Here is a 26,312-nt window from a genome sequence, read left to right as displayed (position 1 = left end):
AACATAAGGGTGCGATGGCCTTGTTTCCAGCCCTTTCTACGCTGACGTCGCGCGACTGGATGACTCCATTCTTGGCTTTTCTGCGCGCCGATGATATCGCCGTCGACATGGAACGTGTTCGATTTTGTTGTCGTCCTGCCTGCCGGTGTTGCTGTTAACGCATCAACACGCCATTAGGGCTGGCCAGCTACCCGTAGCGCCAGCGATACGTCCAGACTTCCGAAATCGAGCCCAAAAACCATGACAATCCGCATCTACGACACCGCCGCGCGCAAAAAGCGCGTTTTCCATCCGCAGGATCCGGCGCGCGTGACGATGTATGTCTGCGGCCCGACTGTCTACAATTACGCCCATATCGGCAATGCGCGTCCGCCCATTGTGTTCGATGTGCTGCGGCGCCTGCTGATGAGGGTGTATGGTGAGGATGCGGTGATCTACGCGCGCAACATCACCGACATTGAAGACAAGATCATCAAGGCCAGCGTCGAGACCGGCGAACCGATTGAGACGATTACGAAGAAATTCGCCCAAATCTACAATGCCGACACGGCTGCACTGAACGTGCTCGCGCCCGGCATTGAGCCTTGGGCGACCGATCATGTCGGCGAAATGATCGAGATGATCGAGAAGCTCGTCCGCAAGCGCTATGCCTATGTCGGCAAGGAAGGCGTCTGGTTTTCGGTCAATTCCATGCCGGATTATGGAAAGCTGTCTGGTCGCAAGCTCGAAGACAATGAAGCCGGCGCACGCGTTGCTGTCGACGAAGACAAACGCGACCCCGCCGACTTCGCGCTCTGGAAATTCGCCAAGGAAGGTGAACCAGAAGATGCGATCTGGGACAGCCCGTGGGGCAGGGGACGTCCCGGCTGGCATATCGAATGCTCGGCCATGGCCGCAAAGCATCTCGGCAAGACGATCGACATTCATGGTGGCGGGATTGATCTTCAGTTTCCGCATCATGAAAACGAAATTGCCCAGTCCGAATGCGCGCATGGCGAGATCATGGCGAACTATTGGATGCACAATGGCTTCCTGGATATGGGCGGCGAGAAGATGTCGAAATCGCTCGGCAATGTCGTTCTGGTGCACGAGCTATTGAAGCAATGGCACGGTGAAGTGCTGCGCTTTGCCATGCTGAGCGGGCATTACCGCGCGCCGCTCGACTGGACGGAAGACTTGCTGAAACAGGCCAAGACAACGCTCGACCGGATTTATGGCGCGTTGCGCCGTGTGTGGGACGCTGAAGGCGGTGAAGTCGATGACCGGGGCGTCTTCGACGCACTTTGTGATGATCTGAACACACCCGAAGCGCTCGCTTCGCTCTCGCGCATTGCCGGCGAAGCGAACATGGCGGCGGACAAGGGAGATACGGATGCTATGGCGACGGCCCGCGCAAATTTGCTCGATGCCGGCGAAATGCTTGGGCTTTTGACCCTGACTCCCAAAGCCTGGGAACAGGGCGGGGATGATGATGGCAATGACCGTATCAATGGACTTGTTCAGGCGCGTATCGATGCGCGCGCAGCCAAGGACTGGGCTGAAGCTGACCGAATTCGTGATCAACTTGCTGCCGAAGGTATTGAGATCATGGATGGGGCCGGTGGCTCGACTTGGCGACGTATTTGATTTTTCAGGCCGACTGCAATTGCCCCGATGACGGAAGCTTTAATTGACCTTAACAGGCCGCTCCTGTGTGTTCGGGCCACGGCCTGAGCGCCCCGTTTTCAATGCACGACACGCCTTTGCCGCCTGCCTCGCGTTCGCGCCTGAGTCAGGCGGCATTTTTTGTCACCGTGCCTCAGCCTTGCGCCGTGCGCCTGCGAAGGCCATGTTTCAGGCGATGAGCGAACTGTACCATAATCGTGTTCTCGAACTCGCAGCAGACATCCAGCATGTGGGTGATCTGACAGATCCTGACGGGTCTGTCCTGAAGGTATCGCGTGTGTGCGGTTCGACCGTGAAGGTTGATCTGAAATTGGACGAAGCGGGCGCACGCATCATGGCCATCGCAGTGGATCCAAAGGCTTGCGCTCTCGGGCAGGCGGCTACCTCGATCCTTACAGAACACGCTATCGGTGCAACGATCGAAGAGGTGATCGCGGCGCGAGACGCTTTGAAAGACATGCTGAAAGACAATGGACCTCCGCCGGAAGGCCGCTTCTGGGAGCTGCGCCATCTGGAACCCGTGGCCGATTATCCCCCTCGCCATACGTCCACGCTGCTGGCTTTTGAGGCGGCGGTTGCTGCCATCGAGGAGGCATTGGCAAGCCGCGGTCTCGCCCGCCAGACGGCAGGCTGAGATGGCCGGTTTGCGGCGTCGATCAGCGAATGGTCTGCTTTGGGTCTACAAGCATGGCCCAAGCCAGGTGTTCTACGCGTTCGGTGCGCGCTGCCAGCATACGCCAACCTGCAGTGAGTATGGCGCTGAATGTGTTGCGCGGTTTGGATGGTGGCCGGGCATATGGATGGCGCTGGCGCGTTTCATCCGGTGCCGACCGGGCGGCAGTCTCGGCAAGGACCCGGTGCCGGAAACCCTGCCTGATGTGCCGGTCTGGCAGCCTTGGCGGTATGGCGAATGGTCGGCGCGCAAGGCCATGGAACGAATTGAAAACCGCTCGTCGTCATGCCATATGAAACCCGATGAGTGATATTCGTTGCCTTCTTGGCCCTGTTGGCCTGACCACACGAACTCGCCGGGGTGCCTGACGCGCCCCTTGGCTGCGCCTTTGTGCGCGCCCGCTTCATGTACCCATAAACAGCCCAAAAGAAGCCCGCATAGGGTCCGAAAACCCCGCCACTGCGCGAGAAATGCGTATGGGGTGGGAAATCTGGTGAAGTCGCGTTAAGCAGACGCCGGATAAAGGGCCCGACCGGAACCGAATTTGCCGCGCTGTACAGAGCGCAAGAATGCACGAAAAGATTAGACCATGATCAAAGTATCCCTGCCAGACGGCTCCGTCCGCGAATATGAAGAGGGCGCGTCGCCCTTTGACGTCGCCAAATCGATTTCCAATTCCCTCGCCAAGAAGGCGCTCGCCGCCCGGGTTGACGGCGAGCTGAGAGATTTGATGCGCCCGCTCGACGGTGACGCAAAGGTCGAACTTGTTACGGCGAATGATGCCGAAGGCCTCGAACTGATCCGCCATGATGCGGCCCACGTGCTGGCGCAGGCAGTGCAGGAACTCTATCCCGACGCGCAGGTCACGATTGGCCCAGTCATCGATGATGGCTTCTATTACGACTTTGCCCGAGAAGAGCCGTTCTCGACGGAAGATTTCGAGAAGATCGAAAAGAAAATGCGCGAGATTGTCGACGCGGACTATCCGATTGTCCGCGAGGTCTGGGACAAGGACCAGGCCATCGAGACGTTCAAGAAGATCGGCGAAGACTACAAGGCGCGGATCATCGACGACATCATCCCTCCGGGCGAAGCGATCACGGTTTACAAGCAAGGCGACTGGTTCGACCTTTGCCGCGGCCCGCACCTGCCCAGCACGGGCAAGTTGCCGAAGGCCTTCAAGCTGATGAAGCTGGCGGGCGCCTATTGGCGTGGCGACTCCAAGAACGAAATGCTTCAGCGCATGTACGGCACGGCTTGGGCCAATGAGAAAGACCTCAAGGCGCATCTGCTGCGCCTCGAAGAGGCCGAAAAGCGTGACCATCGCAAACTCGCGACGCAGCTCGACCTGTTCCATCTCGACGGCCTGGCGGCGGCCGGGTCCATCTTCTGGCACCCGAAAGGCTACCAGATCTGGTTGCAGATCGAATCCTATATGCGCCGGCGTCTCGATGCGGCCGGCTATGAAGAGATCAAGACGCCGCAATTGATGGATTCGGTTCAGTGGGAGAAATCCGGTCACTGGGGCAAGTATCGCGAGAACATGTTCATCGTGCCGGACTTCATTCCTGAAGGTGATGAAGGCGTGGACATTTCGGTGCCTGACGATGCCAAACTTATGGCGTTGAAACCCATGAACTGTCCGGCGCATGTCGAAGTCTTCAAACAGGGCCAGAAATCCTATCGCGACCTGCCGCTGCGCTTGGCGGAATTCGGGTGTTGCCACCGCAACGAGCCGCATGGCGCGCTGCATGGCATCATGCGGGTCCGTCAATTCACGCAGGACGATGCGCACATCTTCTGCCGTGAAGACCAGATCGTCGAAGAGTCTATCCGCTTCTGTCGCCTGCTCGAAAAGGTGTACCGGGATTTCGGCTTTGAGAATATCGCCGTGAAACTCTCCACACGTCCGGATGTCCGGGCCGGGGATGACGCAACCTGGGAACGGGCCGAGAAAGGCCTGCAGGACGCCGTTGATGCAGCGGGCCTGCCCTGTGAGATCATGCCCGGGGAAGGGGCCTTCTACGGACCCAAGCTTGAATTCCAACTCACGGACGCGATCGGCCGGGTTTGGCAATGTGGTACGTTGCAGCTGGACTATGTTCTGCCAGAGCGTCTCGGCGCTGAATATACGGCGTCGGACGGTTCAAAGCAGCGCCCGGTCATGTTGCACCGCGCCATCCTGGGCTCGATGGAGCGCTTTATCGGTATCTTGATCGAGGAGTTTTCCGGCGCTTTCCCTATGTGGCTGTCACCGGTGCAAGTTGTCGTTGCGGCGATCACAGACGCAGCGAACGAGTACGCTGAGGAAGCAGCGGCTGCTCTGCGCAAGGCCGGACTGCGCGTCGAGACCGATCTTCGCAATGAGAAGATTAACTACAAGGTTCGCGAGCATTCGGTTCAGAAAGTGCCAATCATTGCGGTGGTTGGTGGTCGTGAGGCTGAGGACCGTACACTGGCGTTGCGTCGGCTTGGCAGCAATGGTCAGCAAATGATCTCGCTGGAGGATGCCTGCCGCGATCTCGCCCAAGAAGCCCTCGCACCAGACCTGAAGTCCGACTAGTCCGGATCAACAGGTGACAGGTACTGCGGAACACGAAAAGATGCGCGGCATGAGCTACGCACCTTTTCTCGCCGCGGCCTTCCTGTTGTGGCCTTTGACCTCCATGGCAGGGACGCAAGGTAACGTCCTGTTGCTCGCGCTGGCTGCGATTCCTGCATTATTTGTTGCACGGCCCGGTATCCGTCCCGCCCACTACCTGCTGGCGGGCATGGCCTTTCTGGTCTGGGCCGTTGCGAGTGAGTCCTGGTCTCCGGTCTCGCGGGGAATCATCAATGGGACATTGATGGGCGGCGACTTTGCCATTCGGTCCGCCGGGCTGCGCATCATATTGACGCTTTTCTTCACCACGCTCTTGATAGCCGGTGCATTGCGAACTGCGCCCGGGCGCGCACAGATCTCGTCCCGCCTGATATTGGGAAGCCTCTCCATACATGGTCTGCTGATCCTGCTCAGCCCGGTCTTCGAGACTTCAGTGATGCCCGTCTTCTACGGGGATGATCCGCTCAATCATTCTTCGGGCTTTCAGAACCTTGATCGGGGTGCGAACGCTTTTGCGCTCGTACTGCCTATACTTGTAGCATATGTCGGGGCCCGGCCAGGCTTGGCATGGAAGGGGCTCGCACTGATGATTGCGCTGGCCAGCCTTGTCAGCTTCGGCGTTCTCGGATCATCAGCCGCCATGTTTGGCGCGGCTTTGATGCTCGTCGCTTTCGTTATTGTTCGGGTCTTCCCAAAGTATGGCCTGAGCGGCCTATTCACGGCTGTCGCTGCCTATATTGCGCTAGCGCCGATCTTGATGAGTGGGCTGCTCTACATGCTGGAGCGAAGTGGTGTGAACTTGCCGGGGTCTTTCCAGTCTCGCGCCTGGTCGTGGGAAGTCGTGATCGGGAAGATTCAGGAGGCACCGCTGATGGGGCATGGTATCGAAGCATCAAAATCCTGGCAGGACACGTATGCAGCCTATCCGGAATGGATGGCGCAGTTGCCGGATTTCTGGGCGCGATATCCGGTCGTTCCGGGGCATCCGCACAATATGGCCTTGCAGATATGGGCTGAGACGGGCGCAGTTGGTGCATTTGTTGCGGCACTCGCCGTTCTGCTGATCGGATGGCGACTGCCAATTGGGCACAATTTACGCGCGGATATTCGCTACGCGATTGGCGGCATGCTGGCGGCGGCGTTCTGCCTGTTCAGTTTTTCCTATAGTGTCTGGAATGAAGCTTTCTGGTCTACCTTGGCGCTCGCTGTCGTTGCGCTGATTGTTCTGTCTCGCCGTGTGAGAGGATCGCTTGGATGACTCTCCCGACAATTACGGCGATCGTTGTGACCTATCATACCGGCCCTCGCTTGCATGAATGTCTCTATGCCCTGAAGTCCGATCCGGACATTTCTGAAATTATCATTGTCGACAACGGAAATCGGCCAGAGGAACAGTCCTGGATCGATGAGTTCGAGGCAAATTCAGATAAAGTCCACATCGTCCGTGATGGCACGAATCCCGGTTTTGGGGCCGGGGTGAACAAGGGTGCGGCGGGGGCGCTCGGCAAGCTGCTTCTCGTCATTAATCCGGATGCGGTTCTGCGCCGCGGTTCGCTTGCAAGACTGGTGGCGGCAATGGACAAGCGCGCGGAACCCGTCCTGGTCGGCGGCAAAATTTTTGATATCCACGGACGTGAGGAGCGAGGCGCGCGGCGCAACACGCTGACGCTCTTGCGAGCGATGGGGTTCGGTAAGTGGACGCTGGAAAATGACCCGCCGCCCCGCAACTCCATCGAAGTCGGTGCAGTGTCAGGTGCCTTTTTCATGATGGATCGTCAGGCGTTTCGCAAGATGGGAGGGTTCGACGAGGGCTATTTTCTGCACGTCGAAGATGTCGACCTTTGTCGCCGGGTCCTGAAGTCTGGCGGTAGCGTAATCTATCAACCTCATGCGGGCGCGTTGCATTATGGGTCGACGTCGGACGTTCCCTCTGAGGCTGTGGTCGAGCACAAGGCGCGCAGCCTTGTGAAGTATTTCAGGAAATTTGCGAACGGCCCGCTGGAACGTCTGATGGTGACGTTGATTTCACCAGTCATGGTGCGCGCCTTGAAGGCCCGTCGCTAGACGGTTGGACGCCAATCATCGGGGGCCATTTCAAACCCGCTAAATTCGAAGCCCGGGGCAACAATACAACTGACCAGTGTCCATGCGCCCAGCGTTTCCGCTGTCTGCCAGTGCTGCGATGAGACGACAAGTTGCGGGCGATGCCCAGACCGCAGATCAGGACCGAGCGTCACCGCACTTGCCCCTTGGCCGTCGGGTGGCGATAGCGTGAGGGAAAGAGGGCCGCCCGCATGCCATAGCCAGAATTCGTCAGCATCTACCCTATGCCATGCCGAGACTTCGTCAGCTTGCAGCAGATAGTAGATCATCGTGGAATTGGCGCGGTTGTCGTCCGATGTCGGCGCGCGATACGTTTCCCGGAAGTGTCCTCCCTCTGGGTGAGGGGTCAGATCCAACATGCGGATGATCTCTCGGGCGCCGAGATCTCCGGAAATACCCCGCATCAGAAGCGGTCCTTGCGTCCACGTATTTCGGCGAAGGTTTCGACGGTGTTGCCGGGATGACCCATCGCCGCCTGGAGTACAGGATCGTCGGCACGCAAGAATGGGTTCGTGGCAAGTTCTTTGTCCAACCGCGTTGGAACAGTTGGAAGGCCCTCTGCACGACGCTCGTCAATCCAGAGCGCGTAATCCGTCAGTGCTTTATTCTGCGGGTCGACCGTGACGGCAAACCTTGCGTTGGCCTGTGTATATTCATGCGCGCAGTAGAGCTGGGTTTCTGGCGGCAGAGCTTTCAGCTTGGACAGGCTGTTCCACATCATCTCCATCGTGCCTTCAAAAACACGGCCGCAACCAAGTGCAAAGACAGCGTCTCCGACAAATGCGACGTCTTGATCTGAGAAATGATAGGCGATGTGGCCTAGCGTATGCCCGGGCACATCCATCACGCGCGCGTTCGTACGCCCAAATTCGACGATATCGCCTTCGGATAGTTTCACATCAATGCCGGGAATTTTTTCCGCTTCACCGGCTGGTCCGTAAATGGTGCATCCCGTGACTTCCTTGATCCGCAAGTTCCCGCCCGCATGGTCGGGGTGCCAGTGCGTGTTCAGGATGTGCGTAACCGTCCAGCCTTTACGATCGGCCTCGGCAAGGTATTTTTCGGCATCCGGCGTATCGATTGCCGCAGTCTTTCCTGAGACAGGTTCATGAACCAGATAGCCGTAATTATCGTTCAGGCAGGGAAATTTGTGTATGTCGAGGGTGATTTTCGTCATTAGCGTCTCCTGCAGACCAGACTAGCACAGGCCACTTCATGCGTCAGGATGCCGTCACCTTGCAACGTTTCTATGCCTCGCCTTTGGGGCAGGCAGCGACGCGCATCCTGTCTGGCAAGCTGACGGATCTCTGGGGAGATGCGCGCGGCCTCTCTCTGCTGGGTCTGGGATACGCCATTCCGGTGCTCGAGGCCTTTGGTGCTGCGCCGGGGCGCAGCGTGGCAGGTATCCCGCTCGATCATGGACCCGTCTCATGGGACCCGTTCCGTCGCGGCAATGCGGCGGTCGCCATAGGCGATGTTCGACTGCCCTTTCCGGACGGCATGTTTGATCGTGTTATCGTGCTGCATGGGATCGAGGAATCGGGCAATCCGCGAGCCTATTTGCGGGAAATCTGGCGGATAACGGCTCCAGAGGGTCGTATTGTATTGGCGGCGTCCAACCGGTCCGGCTTGTGGTCGCGCGCGACCAAGACGCCGTTTGGCCAAGGCCGCCCCTGGACACGCGCGCAGCTCATGAATCTGCTCTCGATCGGGCTGTTTCAGGTTACAGCGTCCAGTAGTGCGCTTTACATGCCGCCAATGGCGACACCTTTGGTGAGTTCGGCGGCCGAAGGCTGGGAAGTGATGGGCCGAATGCTCGCGCCGGGGCTCGGTGGCGTGGTGTTGGTGGAGGCAGTGAAACGCCTTTATGCTTCTCCTGGAGGCGGCGCTACAGCACCAGTGACCGAAAAAGTGCGTCTGGCGCGGCCTGCGACAAGCAATGGTCGCGAAAGCCATTGACGCCGCTACGCGCGCCTCGGTAGTTTAGAAACTCCTAATTCGCATTACAGATCAAAGGATTGCGTGCCATGAAACTCGTAACAGCCATCTTCAAGCCGAGCCGATTGGATGCGGTGATTGACGCGCTGTCCGAAGCTGGCGCGACAGGACTGACCGTATCGGAAGTGCGCGGCTATGGTCGCCAGCTTGGCAAAACCGAAGTTTATCGCGGCGCGGAATACGAAGTGCGCCTCCTGCCCAAGGTCAAAGTGGAAGTCGCCTGCCCTGATGCCTCGGCCGAGCGCTACGCCGAGGCCATAACGCAGGCCGCCAATACGGGCACAATCGGTGACGGCAAGATCTTCATCTACGATCTCGACAGCATTATCCGGATTCGCACCGGTGAGCGCGACGAACAGGCTGTGTCCGGCTAGTTCTGGTCTTCCGACTTGAAGCTTGCCTGTTCAGCGCCATGGTGGAGCTGAAGGTTCAGCAACACGCCTTTTGCAACCGGTAACAACCACAAGCACAGTCCAATCACGGCCGCACATAGCGCGATGAAGGCAATGACCATCGGCACCAGGGGCAGCGGACTCATCGGCAACAGGAACAGAAACGGCGCCAGCAATAGCAGCACACCGAAACCTACGAAAAAGGCCGGGCCGTCTGCTGTATCGGCCGCCGTCATGTCCCGCCCGCAAACGGGGCAGGATTCGTTGAGCTTCAGGTAGGAGCTGTACAATTTGCCTTCGCCGCACTGGCCGCATCGCTGACGGATACCGGAAATGATGGGGTAGGGGTGGCTCATGATTCTGGACCTCTTTGAGCCGGATGCTTGGTCAGACCTTTACCGGCACTTTCCATACCTATGTAAGGACCGCTTGGTTGGTGTCATCTGCGGTAGATGGTTGCAGGGGCATGAAGGCCTTGACGTTGGTCGCCGTATTCCGCACCAGAACGGGCGAAATCTGACTGCAGGAACACCATGACCAAACCCGTCTTCGACAAGATTGCCATCATTGGCGCCGGCCTCATCGGCGCGTCCATCGCGAGGGCGGCTGTGGAGTACGGCGCGGCTGGGACTGTGAGCCTTTATGATTCCAGCGAAGATGTGCGCCAGCGCGCCGCTGGAATTGCGTTGGGGGATGTCGCGGACAATCTTGCCACTGCTGTGGCAGAGGCAGATTGCGTGTTCCTCTGTGTCCCCGTTGGTGCCTTGCAGGCCGTTGCTGCGGACGCTGTGCCGCTGATGAAGGCAGGAGCCGTCCTGACCGATGTGGGCTCAGTGAAAGGCCAAGCCACCGAAGCGCTTGCGGCCGCCGCCGATGGCCGCGTGCACATTATCCCGGGCCACCCCATTGCCGGTACGGAGCAATCCGGTCCGGAGGCGGGCTTTCCGACCCTGTTCCAGAATGCCTGGCACATTCTGACACCCCTGGCAGACGGGGACGACAGTTACGGCGCTGCTTTATCGATGCTGGAGGCGTTCTGGACGCAACTTGGCGCAACGGTTGAAACGATGGACGCAGCGCGACACGACCGGGTCCTCGCGATCACCTCGCACCTGCCACACCTGATTGCGTTCAATATTGTTGCAACCGCGTTCGACATGGAGACCGTCGAGCAGGGCGAAGTCGTGAAGTATTCTGCTGGTGGTTTCAGGGATTTCACCCGTATCGCCGCCTCCGACCCTGTCATGTGGCGCGATGTTTTCCTGAACAACAAGGACGCCGTACTTGAGTGCCTTGGCCGGTTTTCCGAGGATCTTGCCGCGCTGCAACGCGCCATCCGTTGGGGCGACGGAGAAACGCTTTTCAACGAGTTCAATCGCGCCCGTTCAATCCGCAAGGCCATCATTGATGCGGGCCAGGATTCTGGGGCAGTTAACTTCGGGCGGAACCTGCCCAAGGGAGATGAGGATGAAGGCGCTTGAACTGACCGAGGAGCGTCGCGCGACGTTGCGTGGCCATTTGCAAACTCTGTTTGCAACCGAATTTGACGAGCGCCTCAGCGATTTTCGGGCAGATGACATCGTCGACCTGATGCTGAAGACGCTCGGCCCGGCCGTTTACAATCAGGCTGTCGCAGATGTCCGCGCTCACCTGCAGGGCAAGCTGGAGGACCTCGACGGTGAAGTCTGGGTCGAGGAAGCTGGCTGACATGATGCTCACGCGCTTGTGTGTCGTGCGGGACTGAACCTTTCGGTATGGTCCGCGTATGAACCGCATGACCCACACGATTTCCCGACGCTCGCTGCTACTGTCCGGCGCCGCTTCACTGGGCCTTGCCGCCTGTTCCATCAATTCGACATCGGAAGCAGCAGACGCTGAAAACGCCGATAATGAGGAGCAATATGCTGATTCCGAATGGCGCCAGCTCACCGATGATGACTGGCGTGCGCGCCTGAGCGCGGTCGCCTACGGCGTTATGCGGGAAGAGGGTACCGAGCGTCCCTTTACATCGGACCTGAACAAGGAGGCCCGCACAGGTACCTATCATTGCGCCGGGTGTGACCTCGCCCTGTTTTCATCGGACACCAAATTCGATTCCGGCACGGGCTGGCCGAGCTTCTATGATGTCTTGCCGGGCGCCATGGGAACCAAACCTGATCGCAAGCTGATTTATGTGCGCACGGAATACCACTGCGCCCAATGCCTGGGCCATCAGGGGCATGTATTCGAGGATGGGCCGGAACCCACCGGCTTGCGGTATTGCAACAATGGCGTTGCGCTGACCTTCAAGCCGGCCTGATTCCGGATCACTCGATGATTTCCATGCCCTCGGGGATTACGAATGGCGTGGTAGCGACGCCGACATTTCCGGCTTCAACTACCTCACCAGGACCGCCTTCCCGACGCTCATAAGCCTGAGCCAGCGAGAGATATGGCGGGACGTGAACCCAGCCCGCACCACCATCATTTTGTGTGATTTCGAAATGAAGGTGAAACGTTGTGGGCGTGCCGCCGAAATCATTCGAGACATACCCAATATGCTGGCCGGCCTCGACTGGGTCCCCCGCCTTTACCTGCAGCTTGTCCATGTTCATGTGCATGTATTTGAAGATACGTCCGCCTGCGCGCAGATTCACGCTGTAAGTGCCAACGTGTGAGATGACACCATCAGACACAGCGACAACCTTGTGCAGGGTGCGGTCACTGGCAGCTGTCCTGCGCAGTGTATTGCATTCCTGTGGTGTGCCGACCCGAATGTCCTGCCCCTGGTGGACCTTGGGTTGGGGGCAGTAAGGAGAGGTCCGATTGGCGCTGCGTACTTCGCAGAAATTGTCCCGCCATGGATAGGCGTAGTTGCGGGAATCGCACTGGTCGCCCCCCGCGACACCCCCGCCAAAGCTGAACACTTGGGACTGTAGGTAAGTTGGTGCATCCGCGATAGGAAATACAAGATCAGGTGCGTATGCAATCTGCTCCGGTGCACCTTGGCCTGAGCCAGGCAGAAGCGCTCCGGCTTCAAAATAGCTGAAGGTTGGTTCGACCGGCTCAACAGGGTCGGGCAGGCTGGCAGCGTCGTTGCCATCATCATCACTGATATCTTCAGCCGGAATGTCCGTGTCATCAAGCGTGTCGCCCGGTGTTTCGGTATCCGTGTCCGTATCGGTGTTAGCATCCGTTTCAGGGTTGGTGTCCTGGTCCGAAGCGTCATCATCTTCAGGAGTTGTCGCGGGATCAGTATCTGGTGTGTCGACGTCGGGAATGTCGTCGGTGGGGGTGTCGACATCAATCGGATCGGTAGCGGGGTTGTCGGCGTCTACTGGATCAGGTCCGTCCCCGAGATCATCCGTATCAGGCGAGTTGGCTGTATCTTCCGCATCATCCGCAGGGTCCGTTGGCGTGTCCTCACCGTCTGCCCCATAGGGATTGTCGACCGGCGCAGACGGCGGCGGAGGTCCGGGCGCTCCGGGCGGTACAGCAGGCCCCGCATCCGGCGTTGTCGGACTTGGTCCGCCATCTCCCGGAAATCTGACAAAGTCGCAGGCGGACAGCATGAGGGCTGCGCTCGCCAGCAGCAGCAATCGTGTTGGTTTCATCAACGCGTCCCCGCAATTACTAGCTTGTTGGTCACATCGAGAGCTTCTTGCTCCGTGATGCAGTCGGCTTCACCTCCCTTGATGGATTTGCATTCAAATTCCACGAGGTAGTCTGCGCCGTAACGAGAGAACGAGACTTGTGCTCCACTCATCGTTGGCGTGTAGGTCAGGACGGGCGTATCGTCTTGGGCATTGGTGGTATCAACTCCAATGACTTCATTCGTGCCATTGACGACAATGTCATAGTCTATGCCGGGATAGGCAGCGAAATAGCCGTCCGACATGGGTTGAAAGCGGATGCCACTCTCGGCGCCCTGTGGCACGACGATGCCGGTTGGAAGCAAGACCGGTACGGGCGGCGCGGTGCCGCCGGATTCCACCTGGAAACTCGTCTCGCGCTGCTCGCTGGGTGTGGCAGCAAGATCTGCTCGTGCAGCGTCCCAGTCGATTGTTGCAGTGCTGGCGACCATCACCGGACCGTCAGGTTGATCTGGAACGAGCGTAGCTTCTTCTGCAGGAGCAATTTCCGGCTCTTGGGTTTCAACCGGTGCTGGTTCGTCGCGGTCTCTCGCAATCAAGAAGTCGCATGCGGTAAGCGAGAGCGCGCACCCACCGACAATCAGGATGGTACGGATAGATGTCATTTGCGTTTGTCCTCTCCGGGATGAGCTACGAAGTCAGGGTCTGCATAGGCGACGCCATCAATTGACAATATCTGTTGGCGGATTTCTTCAATTCGCCCGCGTGTCGCCTCGACACCGGCGGGCAGTTGGTACACCAGATTGATTTCGCCGGAATAGCTGGCGCCCACGAGACGGAAATCCTTCAGGATGGGGATGTCTTCTACGAGATCCGAATATGCCGCATCAGCGGTCTCGCGATCGCGTTTGAAATTGCGCGCAATCGTATCAACTTCAGACCGCCCCTTGAGGCGGACGATAAAGGTGACTTCCGCACCGCTCGAACTGGACGAGCTGCTGCCACTGACGGCAGCAGGCTTGACCTGTTCTACACCCACGGTGCCGATTGGCGGACGTGGGTCGGTCGCCGCCTGTGTGGCGGGGCTGTCCTGTTCAGGCCGTGATTGGGAGCTATTGCGGTCATCACTCCCCACGATAACCAACCCCACCGCGCTGGCCAGCAGGGTGACCCCTGCAAGGCCAAGCGGCCCGCCGAGATGGACGGGAGAAGGGCGCCGTTTTGGCATCAGTCTCCGCCACCGCCGGTCGGCCGTTCCGGCACCATGGCGAGGTCGAGCAAGCCTTGACCGCATGGACGTGTGCACATGTCGGGGCTTCCCTCAATCGGAGTGGTGCCCGGGTAGAGTGCACATGAGCCAGAGCATTGCATCGCAGATCGCGGGCTGGATGCAGCGAGCAGGGTGGCTTTCAGCTCTTCCGGCGTGGCGTCAGGATCGCGTGCCTTGAGGAGGGCAAGTGCTGCTGAGACATGCGGCGCTGCCATCGATGTGCCCTGTTCGAAAGCGTAGAAGCAGTCTTCGACGGCTTCACCCGTGACCGGGTCATAGCAATTCGTTGCAGCCTTGGTGGACAGGACGCCATCTGGACGACCGTCCCCATTGTCGTCCCGTGTCAGGTCTCCACCAGGGGCGAGGAGATCTACTTCCGGTCCGAAATTGGAATAGGGGGCTATATGTCCCCGGGCATCGCCGGCGGCGACTGTGATCACATTCGCGCAGCCACCCGGCGCATAATACTGCGTCGCAACGCGGGCATTGCCGGCTGCCGAGACGACCAGCACACCACGCTCAGTGACCGAATCAATCGCATCCTGCAGCGATGCAGGACAGTATTCGAACAGCCCGATGGAGAGGTTGATTACGTCAGCCGGATTGTCGTTCCAGATCTCGTTGCCTTCCGCATCCTCGGCCGGGATCAGGCCGCCTGCCCACCGGATGGCATCATTGATGTCGGAGAGACGTCCACCACATTTGCCGAGCGCGCGCACTGGAACGATTTTGACGTTCCACGCCCCGCCCGCGACCCCTGAGGCATTGTTGGTCGCGGCTGCGCCAATCGTTCCCGCCACATGTGTGCCGTGAAATGTGTCTTCTGCAAATGGGACCGACGGATCACAGAGATCGCCCGGATCGTTCGGATCGCCGTCACGGCCGTCGCCATCATTTCCCATACGTGGATCGGAGACCATATCCCAACCCGGTGCGATGTTGGGGGAATCCTTGATGTCGGGGTGTTCCAGTTGCAGGCCGGTGTCTACAACAGCCACGACAACATCTGCTGATCCATCTGTGCCCTGACGGGTCCAGAATTTCTGGAAGCTTGAGCCCCCTACGGACTCGCCTTCGCCTGTACCATTGTTCTGGAAATGCCATTGAAGTTCCCAAAGCGGGTCATTCGGGGTGATGGTTGTGTCGGTGATGACGTCCGGGGTCACATCGGTTCCGGTGGCCGGTGTGTCGGGGCGTGGTTTACGAGCGAACTGGTTTTCGAAAATATAGTCTTTCTCGACATATTCGAACTGACCAGACGCTTTCAGGTCTTTCACGATACATTCTGTCGCGAGCACCGGGCTCGACTGAACGGTGACCATATCAGGATTGTCTGGGCATTCGAGTTTCGCATCGACGGCGAGGAAATTCTGCATCGTGTTGCGAGGGGATCCGGCTGGCGTGAACCGAGTGGGGCTGCCACCATCCTCGCCGATTTGTATGACCATCTGCCCCTCGCGAGACAGGGCCACTTCGCCGCCCATTCCATACTTCGACAATGTGTCCAGCATTACGGAATTGGCATCGCGTTGCGCTGTAATGGCATCACGACTGATAACAGAACGACGCGCAAGCTTGCGCGCTGCGACTTTTTCCTGAACCGGTGCAGATTCCAGGGAACGGGGATTGAGGGACCGGGTGCGCGCCGTTGGCGATGGTTCTTTCGCGGCGGTCTGTTCCAGTTGCCTGGATGCCTTGTCAATTTCCTGCAGAGTTTTTTCTCGTGCTTTTGGGTCGAGCTTCACCTTGGGCATGACGCGTGCAGGCTGAACCGACAGGCTGCGTGACGGGGCAGGCGCAGAAGTGATCGGTGCGGTGGCATCGGACTCTGCAGCAGGGGCGCTTTCAGCCTCGACCGGATCGTCGGAAAATTCGTCAAAGGCTTCCGGATCTTCCAGGAAGACTTCATCGTCTTCCACGACCGCCATGGCTTCAGCAGGGGGGATGTCTCGTGGCTTGGCAATGATCGATCCGACCGCAAACATCGGGCTCGCGCTTGCCGTTTCGAAATTCATGTCATTGCGCAGCGTACCGGCAATGGCTCGGTCCATGACGTCAGCTGCTTCCAGCGGTTTCGGAGCGTCCGGTTCAACAATGGTCCGACCGCTCAACTGGTCCATAGTCGCCTCGGCGAGATCACGAGCGCGTTCGAGCCTTGTGTCTTGCTGGTCGCATGAGGACAGCACGAGCAGGCTGGCCAAAGCAGTTCCGAGCGCGAGGCGGCCCGGCGTCGATATCAGTTTCCGCAGCATGTGAGATATCCCCGTGTGTTTCCCAAGATACTCCCAGCTCCTTAGATTAACCCTTTAGCAAGATTATGACGAGGGTGGGGCATTGTCCAATGCAAACGCTTTTCAACCTGACACTTGTTGACGTGAAATCGGAAGCCCGGCTGTCCTTACGGCACCATTTTCTTGTTGCTGGACATTTTCAGAAGACCGGCCGATGACATGAGAATGAGCGAGGGACAGACGATTCCACCAGACGTGTCCAGACCGGACCGGCGCAACGCTTTCTTCCTGTTGTTCTTCTCATTGATGGCGATCGGGGCTGGCAATACGATGTTGATTGCCGCCGTATTGCCGCCACTGACGCGAGAGATTGGTCTTCCGGACTGGATGGCCGGGGCTATCTTTGGATTGTCGGCGCTGTGCTGGTCGTTGATGTCGCCGTTTTGGGGTGGTCGGTCCAACCGCTGGGGAAGGCGGCCTGTCGCCACCTTGGGACTTGCGGGATATGGCATCTCCATGCTCCTGCTGTTCCTGACCGGCTGGCTTACCATGACTGGCGTACTGACCGGCACGTTCATGATGTTTGCCTGCCTTGCCATGTCGCGTTCGATTTTTGGGTTGCTGGGCTCTGGCACGAACCCGGCTGCGCAAGCCTATGTTGCTGATCGCACCAGTCAGGCCGAGCGACAGTCCGAAATCGCGTTCATCACATCGGGTTTCAGCGTTGGCACGGTGATTGGCCCCGCTTTTGCCGCGGCGCTGGTGGCAACGCTTGGCCTGCTGAGCCCCTTGCTACTGACGGCGGTTATTGCCTTTACCATGTCGGCCTTGATTTGGTTCCGCCTCCCGGAAGAGCGCGAGCCGGTAACGGATGCGACCCAGTTTGAAGAAATTCCCGGTGCGCGGGGTCTTTGGCGATCCGGGCCGGTATTGCCCTTCCTTGTGTTCGCCGTGTGCCTGTCGCTGACGACCGGTGTATTGACGCAGGTTTTTGTCTTTTCAGTAATGGACAAACTGGGCGTTTCCGGAAAGGAAGCGGCGCAATTTACCGGGCCGGCCTTTACCGTTGGCGCACTCGCCGTACTGCTGGCCCAGCTTGTGTTGATCCCTCGCCTCAAGCTCAAGAACAAGACACTCATGTGGGGAGGCTGCCTGCCTTTGCTGGCTGGGGCGTTGCTGATGGTCTTCGCAAATGACTATGCAAACTTGATCCTGGCGCAGTTCTGCATTGGCCTCGGGCAGGGGCTCGCGCGGCCGGGATTTTCAAGCGGGGCATCACTGGCCGTCTCACCTCAGCTTCAAGGCAACGTCGCAGGTCTTGTAATCTCGGCGAATGGAATGGGTTTCATCATCACGCCCTTCTTCGGCTTGTTCATCTATGAGTATGTGAACCCGCATCTTCCGTTCATATTCTGCGCGGGCTTGCTGAGTTTCATGATCCTGTATGCCCGGTTCGGGTTGAAGGATGGCGTCGGCGAACCGGATGAGGAAGCCGACGCAGTTTGATCAATTTGTACCGGACGGGCTGGATGCGACACCAACATTCGCTTCGCCAGTGACCAATGCCAGGGCCTGCTTTGTCGGGTAGCCGTCCGCAACGAGGCCCCTGGATTTTTGGAATCCTTGCAACGCGCCCTTGGTCTTGCGACCGGGAATGCCGTCCACGCCGCCAGCGTCAAAACCCTGGGCGTTGAGCGCTGCCTGAAGGATCTTGATCTCGCTAACGGTGAGAGGTGTCAGATGTGTTGGCCAAGACGCGATGGGCCCATTCTGGCCTCCCATCGCATCGCCGGACAGGCCCACGGCGAACGCGTAGGAATCGGCATTGTTGTAGGTCTTGAACGCCTTGAAATTGTTGAACAGCAAGTATTTCGGGCCTTCCGCACCGGCTGGCAGCCAGAGTTCAGCATAATTGGCTCCGCCTGTTTCGAAAGTGCCGCCGCGTGCAGGTACCAGGCCTTCAGTTGCCCATGTTTCGATCCGGCGTTCATTGCCATCTGCCAGTCCGAAATCGAACCCGGTGCGGGCCAGCACTTCAATTCCCCAAGGCTGATTCAGTGTGTAGCCGGAATTTGCCAGATAATTGGCGGTCGAGGCGAGGGCATCAGCCTCACTCTCCCAGACATCCTTCTTGCCGTCGCCGTCAAAATCTTCGGCAAAGGCGATGAAGGTCGATGGCATGAATTGGGTATGGCCCATCGCGCCGGCCCACCCGGCGATCAGGTCGTCGCGCTCTGCATCGCCTTGTTCGAGAATTTTGATCAGGGAGAGCAGTTCACGCTCAGCGAGGCTCTTGCGTCGACCTTCCACAGCCATGTTGGCCAGGACGTTTGGCGCGTCGAAATTGCCTTTCACGGCACCAAAGCTCGTTTCCATGCCCCAGATCGCGACGATGGCTTCGCGGTCTACGCCATAGGCGGCTTCAAGAGAGTCGAAAAGTGCCGGGTTTTCAGCAAGGCGCGAAGCACCTGTGCTTATGCGGCTATTGCTCATCGGCACGCGCAGATAATCCCAGATCGGCTTGGCGAATTCGGCTTGGTCTTCGATCCCTGTCTTAGCGGGTTGGAAAGACGATCCCAGCCAGAGTTCTAGCGGAGATATGCCGGTAAGGACAGATTTGACGACCTCGCGATCATGACCAGCGGCGAGTGCTTTTTCAGAGAAAGCTACGCGCCAAATGTCCATTCCGGCATGGCCGGAGGAGGCGTAGGTGATCGCGCCTGTCTCGGGAGCGGGTACTGGCGCGGCGATCGGTGGAGGCGCAGCCTGGCCCGGACTATGGGCACAGGAGGCAACCAGCGCGGTCATCGCCGCAGCCGCGATGATATGTGAGCGCCGCAGCGCAATCTGTGCCATTCTTCCAGCTCCTGAAACCGCACGTTCATGACAGCGTGCAACCTTGACTCTTCTTACCGGATTCATTACCCGCTCCGCTTTCCAATTCCTTATGATCCACAGGCTAGGCCCATGAAAGTCCGCTCGTCTCTCAAATCGCTCAAGTCGCGCCACCGCGACTGTAAGATCGTGCGCCGCAAGGGCCGCGTTTACGTCATCAATAAAACTGACCCCCGCTTCAAAGCAAAGCAGGGCTGACGTGAACATGAACAGGCAATAAGGCGGCACTATGGCTGCTGAAATTGCCCTGTTCGACCTTGGGCATGTGGTCCTCGACTGGGACCCTGCACGACTTTACGCGAAGATCATCGATACGCCGCAGGAACGTCAAATGTTCCTGGCGGATATCTGTAACATGGCGTGGCATACACGGCATGATGCTGGTGCAAGCTTTGCCGAGAATGCCGTTGATCTGATCCGGCAATATCCTCAGTACGAAACTGAAATCCTCGCCTGGGGTCGGCGATGGATGGAAATGTTCGATGGCTATGTGGAAGGTACCGCCGAACTGATCCGGCGCCTGGATGCCCGCCAGGTGCCGCTCTATGCCCTGACGAACATGCCAGCCGATCCTTGGGAAGAAATGCTCCAGGAGTTCGAGATCCTGCGACGGTTCCGCGATGTGATCGTGTCTGGCCGGATCGGCCTGATCAAGCCCGGCGCCGAAATCTATCATGTTGCCCTGGAGGTCATGGACCATCCGGAGCCAGCAAACGTGCTGTTTATTGACAACAGCCTGCCCAATGTTGAAGCGGCTGACACGCTTGGCTTCCGGACACATCATTTCAAGCATGCAGAGGGCCTAGAGTCCGCTTTGTTGTGTGAAGGCCTGCTGTGACAGCAAGTTGTGGTTGCCCCGCCCGGCGCGCGGCATAATATCGGACTGATGATAAGAGCGCTCCTTCTGGCCGTCCTGTTCCTCGTGGGCGCGGCGCATGCGGAACCATCCGATGAGATGTTCGAGAAGCTGCGGACTGCGCCCAGTGACAGCGAAGCCAATGATGTGGCCATGGATATCTGGGCCTCCTGGATGGAATCCGGCTCACCGACGGTGGATGTCATTATGGAGCGGGGCGTCGATGCGCAGACTGCGGGAGATTTCGAGACGGCGCGCGCCTTCTTTGATCGGGCCATCCTGATCAAGCCAGACTATCCCGAGGCGTGGAACCGGCGAGCTGCCCTGTTCCTGATGGATGAAAATTACACCGAGGCATTGCGCGACCTGAACGAGACCTTGCAACTCGAGCCGCGCCATTTCGGCGCGTGGTCCGGGTTGGGCATGATGTTCGAAAGCATGGGATCTCCCAAGCATGCGCTCGAAGCCTATCGCGAGGCCATTGAAATCTATCCGCGCATGCAGCAGGCACTGGCTGCAGAAAAGCGGTTGTCCAAGCTTGCTGAGGGCCAGGGTCTTTGAGGGGCGTGATTACGGCAACAGCCCTCGGCATATGCGTGCTCGGTACGGGGGCTTGCGTGACCAGTGCAGCCTACAAGAACAAGGTCGAAGCCACCCACCCACCAATTGGCCGGTCCGTATCGGTAGGAACTGAGACTGTGCATGTCATTCAGCGTGGAGAGGCAGGCCCACCTGTCCTGATGATTCATGGTGCCAGTGCCAATGCTCGTGAGTTCACATGGACGCTCGCGCCTCGGCTGGAGGGCGCTTACCGCGTTCTGATGGCAGATCGGCCCGGGCACGGTTATTCCAGCCGCCCGGAAGACGCTCAGGATCTTGGCGTGCAAGCGACACAAATGGCGGGCGTGTTGGACCAACTCGCACCGGACGAAAAAGCCATTTTGGTCGGCCATTCCTTTGGTGGAGCCGTTGCCCTGCGCGTGGCGCTGGACCGGCCTGATCTTGTAAAAGGGCTCGTCCTGCTCGCGCCGGTGACCCATGATTGGGGCGGAGGCGGTCAGGCATGGTACAACTCGTTCGCTGCTCCGCCAGTCGTTGGTCCTGTGTTCAGCCAGCTCTTGCCATTGGTTGGCCCTGGCCAACTTGGCAAAGGGATTGACGGCGTCTTCGAGCCGGCACCTGTGCCGGACAATTATTCTGAAAATTCCGCCATCGGACTTCTGTTTCGCCCGCCAAACTTCCGGGCCAATGCCCGTGATGTGAAGGCGCTGGAAGATCAGCTGGCCGCGCAGTCCAGACGCTATGGTGAACTGGAAGTGCCAATCACGGTGTTCTCTGGCAGCGGCGATACCGTGATTTCCCCAAAACTTCATGTGGGTGAATTGAAGAAACAGGTGCCAGTGGATCTCGTGATCCTGCCGCATGAGGGGCACATGCCACACCATGGCGAAGGTGCAGCTGTTGCTGATGCCATTCGCCGTCTGGCCAGCGAGTGAAACTCCCGCTAAGACGCGCCTTCTTTTCCGATCCCGATTACCAAGGAGCCTCTCATGGACGACGAAGCCTCGATCACCCATCTCACCGAAGCGACCCGCGAGAAACTCCGCCAGACCGTCGCCAAGATCGAGCGTCTGGAAGAGGAGAAGAAGGAAGTTGCCGAGCAGATCAAGGAAATCTACGCTGAGGCGAAGGCTTTCGGTTTTGATACCAAGGCACTGCGTCAGGTGATCAAGCTGCGCAAGGTCGACCGGGCCGAGCGCGAAGAGCAGGAAATGGTGCTCGACACCTACCTGCTGGCACTTGGCGAAGCCTGACCTGGTTTGCCTCCGGCACAATAATCACCATATTCTCTGCCAATGGGCCGAGATGTCGATGAACGCAAGAAACGTGCAGCGCTCCGTAAACTACGGAAGGCGGCGGCATTGGCTGAGCAGGGGCTTGGTCCGCCCTTGTCTGACTGGGAAAAACAATTCCTCGAAGAGGTCGAGGAGCGCATCGAGACCTATGGGTCTGCGTTTGCAGATCCTTTGAAAGGGAGCGACGGCGAAGCCCTTTCCAGCCTGCAGCAGATGAAGTTGAAGGAAATTGACAAGAAAGCTCGTGGAAAGGCCAAGACTGGCTTCGGCGCAAAGAAGAAGCCCGGTGGCTTCAACAAGCGGCCGACGCCGCGAGTGCGCCAGTTGGATGATGATCTGACGGAAGATCCGGCCCCTCGACATTCTGAGCCGTCCACCCGGAGCTTGCCGAAATTGGTCCGTGCGTCGGAGTTGACGCCTGTGGAGTCCACCTCTCCTGTCCCGGGATCTCCCGAAGATGAACCGCCGAAGAAACGTCCCGCCTTCCGGGTCATTGAAGGTGGAAAGCAGACCGAGTAAACCCGAACACGAGTTTGATGCGTATAGTTTCCATATTCCCCGAATTGGAAGGACGACCCGCATGAAGACCGTTGTAATCACAGGTGCATCGACCGGTATTGGCGAAGCGACCGCGCTCTACCTCGCAAAGCATGGGTGGCGCGTCTATGCCGGGGTCAGAAAGCAGTCCGATGCCGATGCGCTATCCGCGAGCTCCGAAGGGGATATTCGCCCGCTTATTCTGGATGTGACGAGGCAGGAGCATTTGGAGACCGCTGTGCGGACTGTGTCCGAAACCCTGAAGGGCGAGACGCTCACGGGTTTGGTCAACAATGCGGGTATCGCAAATATGGGGCCGCTCGCGATTCAACCGCTTGATGATTTCAAGGCCCATTTCGAGGTCAATGTGTTCGGCCTGTTGCGCGCATCTCAAGCCTTCGCGCCACTGCTTGGGATGGACAAGACTCGCACCGGTGCTCCCGGTCGGATTGTCAACATCACCAGCGTGGGTGGTCGCATTTCGGCACCTTTCCTCGGGGCCTACACAGCCACAAAGCACGCCGTCGAAGCGATGACAGACACGTTGCGCCGGGAACTGGTGATCTTCGGCATTGATGCCATTGCCGTGGGGCCGGGATCGGTGAAAACGCCGATATGGGATAAGGCAGAGGAAGCCAATTCAGATGGCCCCTATGCTGGAAGTGCCTGGTCTGAGGCATTGAAGCAGTTTGAGCAGGTGATGCTGAAGGGGGGGCGCGACGGCTTGCCACCCGAACATATTGCAAAGGTCATTGAAATTGCGTTGGAGGACGCCACTCCCAGGGCGCGTTATTCCCCTGTGCCGAACAAGCTGACGAATTGGTACATTCCGACGCTGCTGCCCAAGCGTGTTCTGGATGGGGTCTTCCGCAAGCGATTCGGCATGACGAAGCCCGGCAAGTAAATTTTCCTGCGGGCATTGACGAACCGCGGGGAAGGCGCGCGCATTCTCCTGAAAACAGAACGGGAGGAATAACCACATGGCCAATCTTGACGGCAAAGTCGCCATCATCACGGGCGGCGCCAGCGGCATAGGGCTTGCGGGCGTCGAGACATTCGTCGCAGCGGGCGCGAAAGTCGTTGCTGGAGACATTCAGGACGAGAAGGGCATGGCACTTCAGACGCGCTTTGGCGACGACAAGGTCCTGTTTGTCCATTGCGACGTGACGGACATGGCCGAACTGGAAGGTATCATGGGCAAGGCCGTCGACCATTTCGGACGGTTGGACATTCTCTGGAATAATGCGGGGCATGGTGGCACGCCGGATTCGGTGGAGGAACTGGATCTTGATGCCTATGACCAAACCATGTCTCTCCTTCTGAAACAGGTCTTTGCCGGAACCAAGTTTGCTGTTCCACACATGAAGGAAAATGGCGGCGCTATTATCAACACGTCTTCAATCAGCGCCGTATGCGCCGGATATGCGCCAATCACCTACTCTGTTGCCAAGAAGGGGGTGGCACATTTCTCCAAATTGGCGGCTGCAGAGCTCTCCAAGTATGGCATTCGCGTGAATGCGGTCCTGCCGGGCTTTATCGCGACCTCGATCTTCGGCGCGTCGCTCGGCTTGCCGCGCGAGCAGGCAGACCAGATGGCGGCCATGCTGGTCGAAGCAGGTGGCAGCATGCAGCCAGCTGGCCGGGTTGGCAAAGGTGAAGACATTGCCGAAATGGCAGCCTTTCTAGCCTCGGATGCCGCAAGCTTCATTACGGGCGGCGAGTTCCTCGTGGATGGCGGCATGACGGTCGGTCCACGTCATTCTTGGGACGAGACCGCCGGCGGTCCACTCCTGGATGCGCTTGGCATCACGCCGGAACAAGCCGAACAGATGCGGGAACAGATGAACAGCTAGGTCGTTGGTGAGGCGCTACGGGTCTTCCGTCAGCGCCTCAAGGCCTGGGATCAGCTTCACTTTTTGGAGCAAGGCAGGGAGTGTTTTTGCACGAGCGACCGGACGACCTCGCTCGTCGGCTATAACAAAGCCGGTTTTTGACTTAGTGAGCGGGAACCGGCGCCAATGTGCGCGGGTCCTGAATATCCAGACTTGGTCAGGTTCGCTTCCTGAAGCGGCCCAGCCGGTCCACATGTGACCGGCCGGCAGTTCCCGCCACAGGCGATCAATCTCGTCAATTTCGGAAGGCGTAAAGCAGCCCATGGATTCTCGCCCCGATCAGACTCAGCAGACAGACCTAGAGGTGGGGCCCGCACCGCGCAATATTGAAGGCGCGCTCTGGATGCTGGCCTCCGGGGCCACCTTCACCGTGTTCCTCACGCTTTCCAAGGTCCAGTCTGCAACCTTCGATCCAGGCTTCCTTGCCTTCTGGCGCTCTGGCGTTGCGTTGATCGTCGTCATTCCGGTTATCCTGCAACAGGGCTGGAGTGTGATGAAAATTCACCAGCCGGGTCTTATCTTGCTGCGCAGCCTGTTCGGGACGCTTGGCTTTGCCCTCGGCTTCTATGCCGTGTCGGACGCGGTTGGCCTGCCGCTCTCCGAATTCAATGCGATCAGTTTTTCCCGGGCCATGTTCGTCACCTTTCTCGCGGCCTTCATCCTGAAGGAACGGGTCGGTGTGCATCGTTGGGGCGCCACAATCGCCGGATGTGTCGGGGTCATGATCATGATGCAGCCCCAACTCGGTATTAGTCTGGGCATGGTCCTCGCCGTATCGGCGGCGTTCTGCCTGGCTGGGGCGATCACACTCGTGAAATCTCTGACGCGCCTGCACAGGCCGGTGACCCTGTTAATCTGGGCAAACCTTCTGTCGTCGATCCTGTTATTGCCGCTCGCCATCCTGACGTGGCCGGACGTGGCGCCCTCTGTCATCGACTGGTCCTGGATCGGCCTGATGGGCGTATGCGGTGTGACCGGCCAGTACTTCTACATTCGCGGCATGAGCGTTGGCGATGCATCTTTCCTGTCGCCGATCGACTATATGCGTCTGCCGATGGCAGCACTGGTCGATTGGGGTCTGTTCCACATGCTGCCGGGTTTCTGGACCTGGGTGGGCACTGCAATCATCATTGGAGCCACCCTGTACATCACAATCCGGGAACAGCGCCTGCGCCGGCTGTCCGCGCCGCCGCTCTAGGTCAGGCGGCTTCGGGTGAATGAACGGCGCCGCGGAACGTCGCGCCTGCCGCGATGAAGCTGAACAGCGCCATGATGGCAGAGACCACGCCGTTCCAGCCCGCCATGGAAAGGCCGAGAATGTAGAAAGGCGCATCCGTGCAGGACGGCACATGCATCGGCTTGCTGAAATCCTGAATCGCCATTGGATCGATCACCCCTTCACCGGAACAACCATCTGGTGGCGGCAGCAGGCCCCACTCGACACCGGAATGGTAGAAGGCAACCACGACACCGACGACAAAGACCAGTCCGATCATCATGTTGAGTGCGACCAGGAACCGGCGTTTCGGGATCCATCGCCAGAGCACAAGGCCCGTCAGCGTCATCGCGATCAGCGCCCAATAGACTTCCCGCTGCCGCAGGCAGAGTGGGCAGGGAGGCAGGCCGCCAAAAGTCTCAAACGCGTGGGCGGCTGCCAACATGAAGGCGGACACCGCCACGGCCACCGCGGGCCACTTCCAGTCTTTCAGAACAGATCGCATAAAATCCATGCTTCAGCTAAAACCGGACTGCGTCATGACCACAATGCGG

30 protein-coding genes are annotated in these 26,312 nt (G+C 58.7%); 21 read left to right on the top strand and 9 right to left on the bottom strand.

Annotated features, from left to right (window positions below):
• The first annotated feature begins 240 nt into the window (after positions 1-240).
• The 6 genes from cysS to B2P82_RS13245 all read left to right on the top strand — a co-directional run bounded on the left by cysS (position 241) and on the right by B2P82_RS13245 (position 7,004).
• The gene (gene cysS / locus B2P82_RS13270; protein ID WP_290480083.1) at positions 241-1,626 is read left to right on the top strand and encodes a cysteine--tRNA ligase; all 1,386 of its coding nucleotides are present in this window, start codon (positions 241-243) and stop codon (positions 1,624-1,626) included.
• A 214-nt stretch (positions 1,627-1,840) separates the two neighbouring features.
• Positions 1,841-2,299: an iron-sulfur cluster assembly scaffold protein gene (locus tag B2P82_RS13265; RefSeq protein ID WP_290480082.1), complete on the top strand. Its 459-nt coding sequence runs from the start codon at positions 1,841-1,843 to the stop codon at positions 2,297-2,299.
• Between the two features lies 1 nt (position 2,300).
• The gene (gene yidD, locus B2P82_RS13260) at positions 2,301-2,648 is read left to right on the top strand and encodes a membrane protein insertion efficiency factor YidD (protein ID WP_290497447.1); all 348 of its coding nucleotides are present in this window, start codon (positions 2,301-2,303) and stop codon (positions 2,646-2,648) included.
• 279 nt (positions 2,649-2,927) lie between these two features.
• Entirely contained in the window at positions 2,928-4,901 is a 1,974-nt protein-coding gene (gene thrS, locus B2P82_RS13255) for a threonine--tRNA ligase (RefSeq protein ID WP_290497445.1), read from the top strand.
• 49 nt (positions 4,902-4,950) lie between these two features.
• Positions 4,951-6,198, top strand: coding sequence for an O-antigen ligase family protein (locus B2P82_RS13250; protein ID WP_290497444.1), 1,248 nt, complete (start codon positions 4,951-4,953; stop codon positions 6,196-6,198).
• Entirely contained in the window at positions 6,195-7,004 is an 810-nt protein-coding gene (locus B2P82_RS13245) for a glycosyltransferase family 2 protein (protein WP_290497443.1), read from the top strand. Before B2P82_RS13250 ends, B2P82_RS13245 begins: the two co-directional genes overlap by 4 nt.
• Here B2P82_RS13245 and B2P82_RS13240 read toward each other — a convergent pair.
• Positions 7,001-7,447, bottom strand: coding sequence for a cupin domain-containing protein (locus tag B2P82_RS13240; RefSeq protein ID WP_290497442.1), 447 nt, complete (start codon positions 7,445-7,447; stop codon positions 7,001-7,003). The genes B2P82_RS13245 and B2P82_RS13240 overlap by 4 nt on opposite strands.
• Positions 7,447-8,220: a hydroxyacylglutathione hydrolase gene (gene gloB, locus B2P82_RS13235; protein WP_290497440.1), complete on the bottom strand. Its 774-nt coding sequence runs from the start codon at positions 8,218-8,220 to the stop codon at positions 7,447-7,449. The genes B2P82_RS13240 and gloB overlap by 1 nt, the downstream gene beginning before the upstream one ends.
• A 38-nt stretch (positions 8,221-8,258) precedes the next feature.
• Here gloB and B2P82_RS13230 point away from each other — a divergent pair, with 38 nt between their 5' ends.
• Both B2P82_RS13230 and B2P82_RS13225 read left to right on the top strand, forming a co-directional pair.
• Positions 8,259-9,002, top strand: a complete 744-nt coding sequence (locus tag B2P82_RS13230) for a methyltransferase domain-containing protein (protein ID WP_290497438.1) — start codon at positions 8,259-8,261, stop codon at positions 9,000-9,002.
• 68 nt (positions 9,003-9,070) lie between these two features.
• The gene (locus B2P82_RS13225) at positions 9,071-9,415 is read left to right on the top strand and encodes a P-II family nitrogen regulator (RefSeq protein ID WP_034814880.1); all 345 of its coding nucleotides are present in this window, start codon (positions 9,071-9,073) and stop codon (positions 9,413-9,415) included.
• On the opposite strand, the gene B2P82_RS13220 is transcribed toward B2P82_RS13225, so the two are convergent.
• On the bottom strand, positions 9,412-9,789 hold the full coding sequence (locus B2P82_RS13220) for a DUF983 domain-containing protein (protein ID WP_290497436.1): 378 nt from the start codon (positions 9,787-9,789) through the stop codon (positions 9,412-9,414). The two genes, B2P82_RS13225 and B2P82_RS13220, sit on opposite strands and share 4 nt — an antisense overlap.
• A 177-nt stretch (positions 9,790-9,966) precedes the next feature.
• Between B2P82_RS13220 and B2P82_RS13215 the strand changes: the two genes are divergently transcribed.
• Genes B2P82_RS13215 through msrB form a run of 3 tightly spaced genes read left to right on the top strand, consistent with a single transcriptional unit; the run spans position 9,967 to position 11,732 of the window.
• Entirely contained in the window at positions 9,967-10,914 is a 948-nt protein-coding gene (locus tag B2P82_RS13215) for a prephenate/arogenate dehydrogenase family protein (protein ID WP_290497434.1), read from the top strand.
• Positions 10,901-11,140, top strand: coding sequence for a DUF2164 domain-containing protein (locus B2P82_RS13210; protein ID WP_290480075.1), 240 nt, complete (start codon positions 10,901-10,903; stop codon positions 11,138-11,140). The genes B2P82_RS13215 and B2P82_RS13210 overlap by 14 nt, the downstream gene beginning before the upstream one ends.
• Before the next feature lie 58 nt (positions 11,141-11,198).
• Positions 11,199-11,732, top strand: coding sequence for a peptide-methionine (R)-S-oxide reductase MsrB (msrB, locus tag B2P82_RS13205; protein WP_290497432.1), 534 nt, complete (start codon positions 11,199-11,201; stop codon positions 11,730-11,732).
• A 7-nt stretch (positions 11,733-11,739) separates the two neighbouring features.
• On the opposite strand, the gene B2P82_RS13200 is transcribed toward msrB, so the two are convergent.
• From B2P82_RS13200 to B2P82_RS13185, 4 genes are read right to left on the bottom strand one after another with little or no spacing between them, the layout of a single operon-like run.
• Positions 11,740-13,026 carry a M23 family metallopeptidase gene (locus tag B2P82_RS13200; RefSeq protein WP_290497430.1) on the bottom strand — a complete coding sequence of 429 codons (1,287 nt, stop codon included), beginning with the start codon at positions 13,024-13,026 and terminating at the stop codon, positions 11,740-11,742.
• Positions 13,026-13,670 (bottom strand): hypothetical protein, encoded by a 645-nt coding sequence (locus tag B2P82_RS13195; RefSeq protein ID WP_051607814.1) that lies wholly within the window; start codon positions 13,668-13,670, stop codon positions 13,026-13,028. The genes B2P82_RS13200 and B2P82_RS13195 overlap by 1 nt, the downstream gene beginning before the upstream one ends.
• Positions 13,667-14,233 (bottom strand): hypothetical protein, encoded by a 567-nt coding sequence (locus B2P82_RS13190; RefSeq protein WP_206991489.1) that lies wholly within the window; start codon positions 14,231-14,233, stop codon positions 13,667-13,669. Before B2P82_RS13190 ends, B2P82_RS13195 begins: the two co-directional genes overlap by 4 nt.
• The gene (locus B2P82_RS13185) at positions 14,233-16,527 is read right to left on the bottom strand and encodes a S8 family peptidase (RefSeq protein WP_290497428.1); all 2,295 of its coding nucleotides are present in this window, start codon (positions 16,525-16,527) and stop codon (positions 14,233-14,235) included. The genes B2P82_RS13190 and B2P82_RS13185 overlap by 1 nt, the downstream gene beginning before the upstream one ends.
• A gap of 204 nt (positions 16,528-16,731) precedes the next feature.
• Here B2P82_RS13185 and B2P82_RS13180 point away from each other — a divergent pair, with 204 nt between their 5' ends.
• Positions 16,732-18,012, top strand: a complete 1,281-nt coding sequence (locus B2P82_RS13180) for an MFS transporter (RefSeq protein WP_290497427.1) — start codon at positions 16,732-16,734, stop codon at positions 18,010-18,012.
• Here the strand turns inward: B2P82_RS13180 and B2P82_RS13175 are convergent, their stop codons facing one another.
• A complete protein-coding gene (locus tag B2P82_RS13175) occupies positions 18,013-19,362 on the bottom strand; it encodes a lytic murein transglycosylase (protein ID WP_290497426.1) in 1,350 nt (449 codons plus the stop codon). It abuts the gene before it with no gap.
• Positions 19,363-19,473: 111 nt separating this feature from the next.
• On the opposite strand from B2P82_RS13175, the gene ykgO reads away from it, so the two are divergent.
• From ykgO to B2P82_RS13130, 9 genes are all read left to right on the top strand, one after another.
• Positions 19,474-19,599, top strand: a complete 126-nt coding sequence (gene ykgO, locus B2P82_RS13170; RefSeq protein WP_011648318.1) for a type B 50S ribosomal protein L36 — start codon at positions 19,474-19,476, stop codon at positions 19,597-19,599.
• A 31-nt stretch (positions 19,600-19,630) separates the two neighbouring features.
• Positions 19,631-20,239: an HAD family hydrolase gene (locus tag B2P82_RS13165; protein ID WP_290497425.1), complete on the top strand. Its 609-nt coding sequence runs from the start codon at positions 19,631-19,633 to the stop codon at positions 20,237-20,239.
• A 48-nt stretch (positions 20,240-20,287) separates the two neighbouring features.
• The gene (locus tag B2P82_RS13160) at positions 20,288-20,818 is read left to right on the top strand and encodes a tetratricopeptide repeat protein (RefSeq protein ID WP_206991485.1); all 531 of its coding nucleotides are present in this window, start codon (positions 20,288-20,290) and stop codon (positions 20,816-20,818) included.
• Between the two features lie 5 nt (positions 20,819-20,823).
• Positions 20,824-21,753, top strand: a complete 930-nt coding sequence (locus tag B2P82_RS13155) for an alpha/beta fold hydrolase (RefSeq protein ID WP_290497423.1) — start codon at positions 20,824-20,826, stop codon at positions 21,751-21,753.
• A gap of 54 nt (positions 21,754-21,807) precedes the next feature.
• Positions 21,808-22,071 carry a DUF2312 domain-containing protein gene (locus B2P82_RS13150; RefSeq protein ID WP_034814889.1) on the top strand — a complete coding sequence of 88 codons (264 nt, stop codon included), beginning with the start codon at positions 21,808-21,810 and terminating at the stop codon, positions 22,069-22,071.
• Between the two features lie 42 nt (positions 22,072-22,113).
• Positions 22,114-22,632, top strand: a complete 519-nt coding sequence (locus tag B2P82_RS13145) for a hypothetical protein (protein WP_290497421.1) — start codon at positions 22,114-22,116, stop codon at positions 22,630-22,632.
• Between the two features lie 61 nt (positions 22,633-22,693).
• Positions 22,694-23,554 carry an SDR family oxidoreductase gene (locus B2P82_RS13140; RefSeq protein ID WP_290497419.1) on the top strand — a complete coding sequence of 287 codons (861 nt, stop codon included), beginning with the start codon at positions 22,694-22,696 and terminating at the stop codon, positions 23,552-23,554.
• 76 nt (positions 23,555-23,630) lie between these two features.
• Positions 23,631-24,503, top strand: coding sequence for an SDR family NAD(P)-dependent oxidoreductase (locus B2P82_RS13135; protein WP_290497417.1), 873 nt, complete (start codon positions 23,631-23,633; stop codon positions 24,501-24,503).
• 301 nt (positions 24,504-24,804) lie between these two features.
• Entirely contained in the window at positions 24,805-25,740 is a 936-nt protein-coding gene (locus B2P82_RS13130) for a DMT family transporter (RefSeq protein ID WP_290497415.1), read from the top strand.
• A 1-nt stretch (position 25,741) separates the two neighbouring features.
• Here B2P82_RS13130 and B2P82_RS13125 read toward each other — a convergent pair whose 3' ends face one another.
• Positions 25,742-26,263 carry a disulfide bond formation protein B gene (locus B2P82_RS13125; RefSeq protein WP_290497413.1) on the bottom strand — a complete coding sequence of 174 codons (522 nt, stop codon included), beginning with the start codon at positions 26,261-26,263 and terminating at the stop codon, positions 25,742-25,744.
• Positions 26,264-26,312: the final 49 nt, after the last annotated feature.

The sequence above is a fragment of the Hyphomonas sp. UBA4494 genome, assembly GCF_002388935.1.
GTDB lineage: Bacteria > Pseudomonadota > Alphaproteobacteria > Caulobacterales > Hyphomonadaceae > Hyphomonas.
The sequence above is the reverse complement of the archived record's forward strand: the minus strand, read 5'-3'. Positions and strand labels throughout refer to the sequence as shown.

Bases quoted from the DNA above. Each gene is read 5' to 3' on its own strand.
- cysS (WP_290480083.1), top strand. From the start codon at position 241: ATGACAATCCGCATCTACGACACCGCCGCGCGCAAAAAGCGCGTTTTC.
- B2P82_RS13265 (WP_290480082.1), top strand. From the start codon at position 1,841: ATGAGCGAACTGTACCATAATCGTGTTCTCGAACTCGCAGCAGACATC.
- yidD (WP_290497447.1), top strand. From the start codon at position 2,301: ATGGCCGGTTTGCGGCGTCGATCAGCGAATGGTCTGCTTTGGGTCTAC.
- thrS (WP_290497445.1), top strand. From the start codon at position 2,928: ATGATCAAAGTATCCCTGCCAGACGGCTCCGTCCGCGAATATGAAGAG.
- B2P82_RS13250 (WP_290497444.1), top strand. From the start codon at position 4,951: ATGAGCTACGCACCTTTTCTCGCCGCGGCCTTCCTGTTGTGGCCTTTG.
- B2P82_RS13245 (WP_290497443.1), top strand. From the start codon at position 6,195: ATGACTCTCCCGACAATTACGGCGATCGTTGTGACCTATCATACCGGC.
- B2P82_RS13240 (WP_290497442.1), bottom strand. From the start codon at position 7,447: ATGCGGGGTATTTCCGGAGATCTCGGCGCCCGAGAGATCATCCGCATG.
- gloB (WP_290497440.1), bottom strand. From the start codon at position 8,220: ATGACGAAAATCACCCTCGACATACACAAATTTCCCTGCCTGAACGAT.
- B2P82_RS13230 (WP_290497438.1), top strand. From the start codon at position 8,259: ATGCGTCAGGATGCCGTCACCTTGCAACGTTTCTATGCCTCGCCTTTG.
- B2P82_RS13225 (WP_034814880.1), top strand. From the start codon at position 9,071: ATGAAACTCGTAACAGCCATCTTCAAGCCGAGCCGATTGGATGCGGTG.
- B2P82_RS13220 (WP_290497436.1), bottom strand. From the start codon at position 9,789: ATGAGCCACCCCTACCCCATCATTTCCGGTATCCGTCAGCGATGCGGC.
- B2P82_RS13215 (WP_290497434.1), top strand. From the start codon at position 9,967: ATGACCAAACCCGTCTTCGACAAGATTGCCATCATTGGCGCCGGCCTC.
- B2P82_RS13210 (WP_290480075.1), top strand. From the start codon at position 10,901: ATGAAGGCGCTTGAACTGACCGAGGAGCGTCGCGCGACGTTGCGTGGC.
- msrB (WP_290497432.1), top strand. From the start codon at position 11,199: ATGAACCGCATGACCCACACGATTTCCCGACGCTCGCTGCTACTGTCC.
- B2P82_RS13200 (WP_290497430.1), bottom strand. From the start codon at position 13,026: ATGAAACCAACACGATTGCTGCTGCTGGCGAGCGCAGCCCTCATGCTG.
- B2P82_RS13195 (WP_051607814.1), bottom strand. From the start codon at position 13,670: ATGACATCTATCCGTACCATCCTGATTGTCGGTGGGTGCGCGCTCTCG.
- B2P82_RS13190 (WP_206991489.1), bottom strand. From the start codon at position 14,233: ATGCCAAAACGGCGCCCTTCTCCCGTCCATCTCGGCGGGCCGCTTGGC.
- B2P82_RS13185 (WP_290497428.1), bottom strand. From the start codon at position 16,527: ATGCTGCGGAAACTGATATCGACGCCGGGCCGCCTCGCGCTCGGAACT.
- B2P82_RS13180 (WP_290497427.1), top strand. From the start codon at position 16,732: ATGAGCGAGGGACAGACGATTCCACCAGACGTGTCCAGACCGGACCGG.
- B2P82_RS13175 (WP_290497426.1), bottom strand. From the start codon at position 19,362: ATGGCACAGATTGCGCTGCGGCGCTCACATATCATCGCGGCTGCGGCG.
- ykgO (WP_011648318.1), top strand. From the start codon at position 19,474: ATGAAAGTCCGCTCGTCTCTCAAATCGCTCAAGTCGCGCCACCGCGAC.
- B2P82_RS13165 (WP_290497425.1), top strand. From the start codon at position 19,631: ATGGCTGCTGAAATTGCCCTGTTCGACCTTGGGCATGTGGTCCTCGAC.
- B2P82_RS13160 (WP_206991485.1), top strand. From the start codon at position 20,288: ATGATAAGAGCGCTCCTTCTGGCCGTCCTGTTCCTCGTGGGCGCGGCG.
- B2P82_RS13150 (WP_034814889.1), top strand. From the start codon at position 21,808: ATGGACGACGAAGCCTCGATCACCCATCTCACCGAAGCGACCCGCGAG.
- B2P82_RS13145 (WP_290497421.1), top strand. From the start codon at position 22,114: ATGGGCCGAGATGTCGATGAACGCAAGAAACGTGCAGCGCTCCGTAAA.
- B2P82_RS13140 (WP_290497419.1), top strand. From the start codon at position 22,694: ATGAAGACCGTTGTAATCACAGGTGCATCGACCGGTATTGGCGAAGCG.
- B2P82_RS13135 (WP_290497417.1), top strand. From the start codon at position 23,631: ATGGCCAATCTTGACGGCAAAGTCGCCATCATCACGGGCGGCGCCAGC.
- B2P82_RS13130 (WP_290497415.1), top strand. From the start codon at position 24,805: ATGGATTCTCGCCCCGATCAGACTCAGCAGACAGACCTAGAGGTGGGG.
- B2P82_RS13125 (WP_290497413.1), bottom strand. From the start codon at position 26,263: ATGCGATCTGTTCTGAAAGACTGGAAGTGGCCCGCGGTGGCCGTGGCG.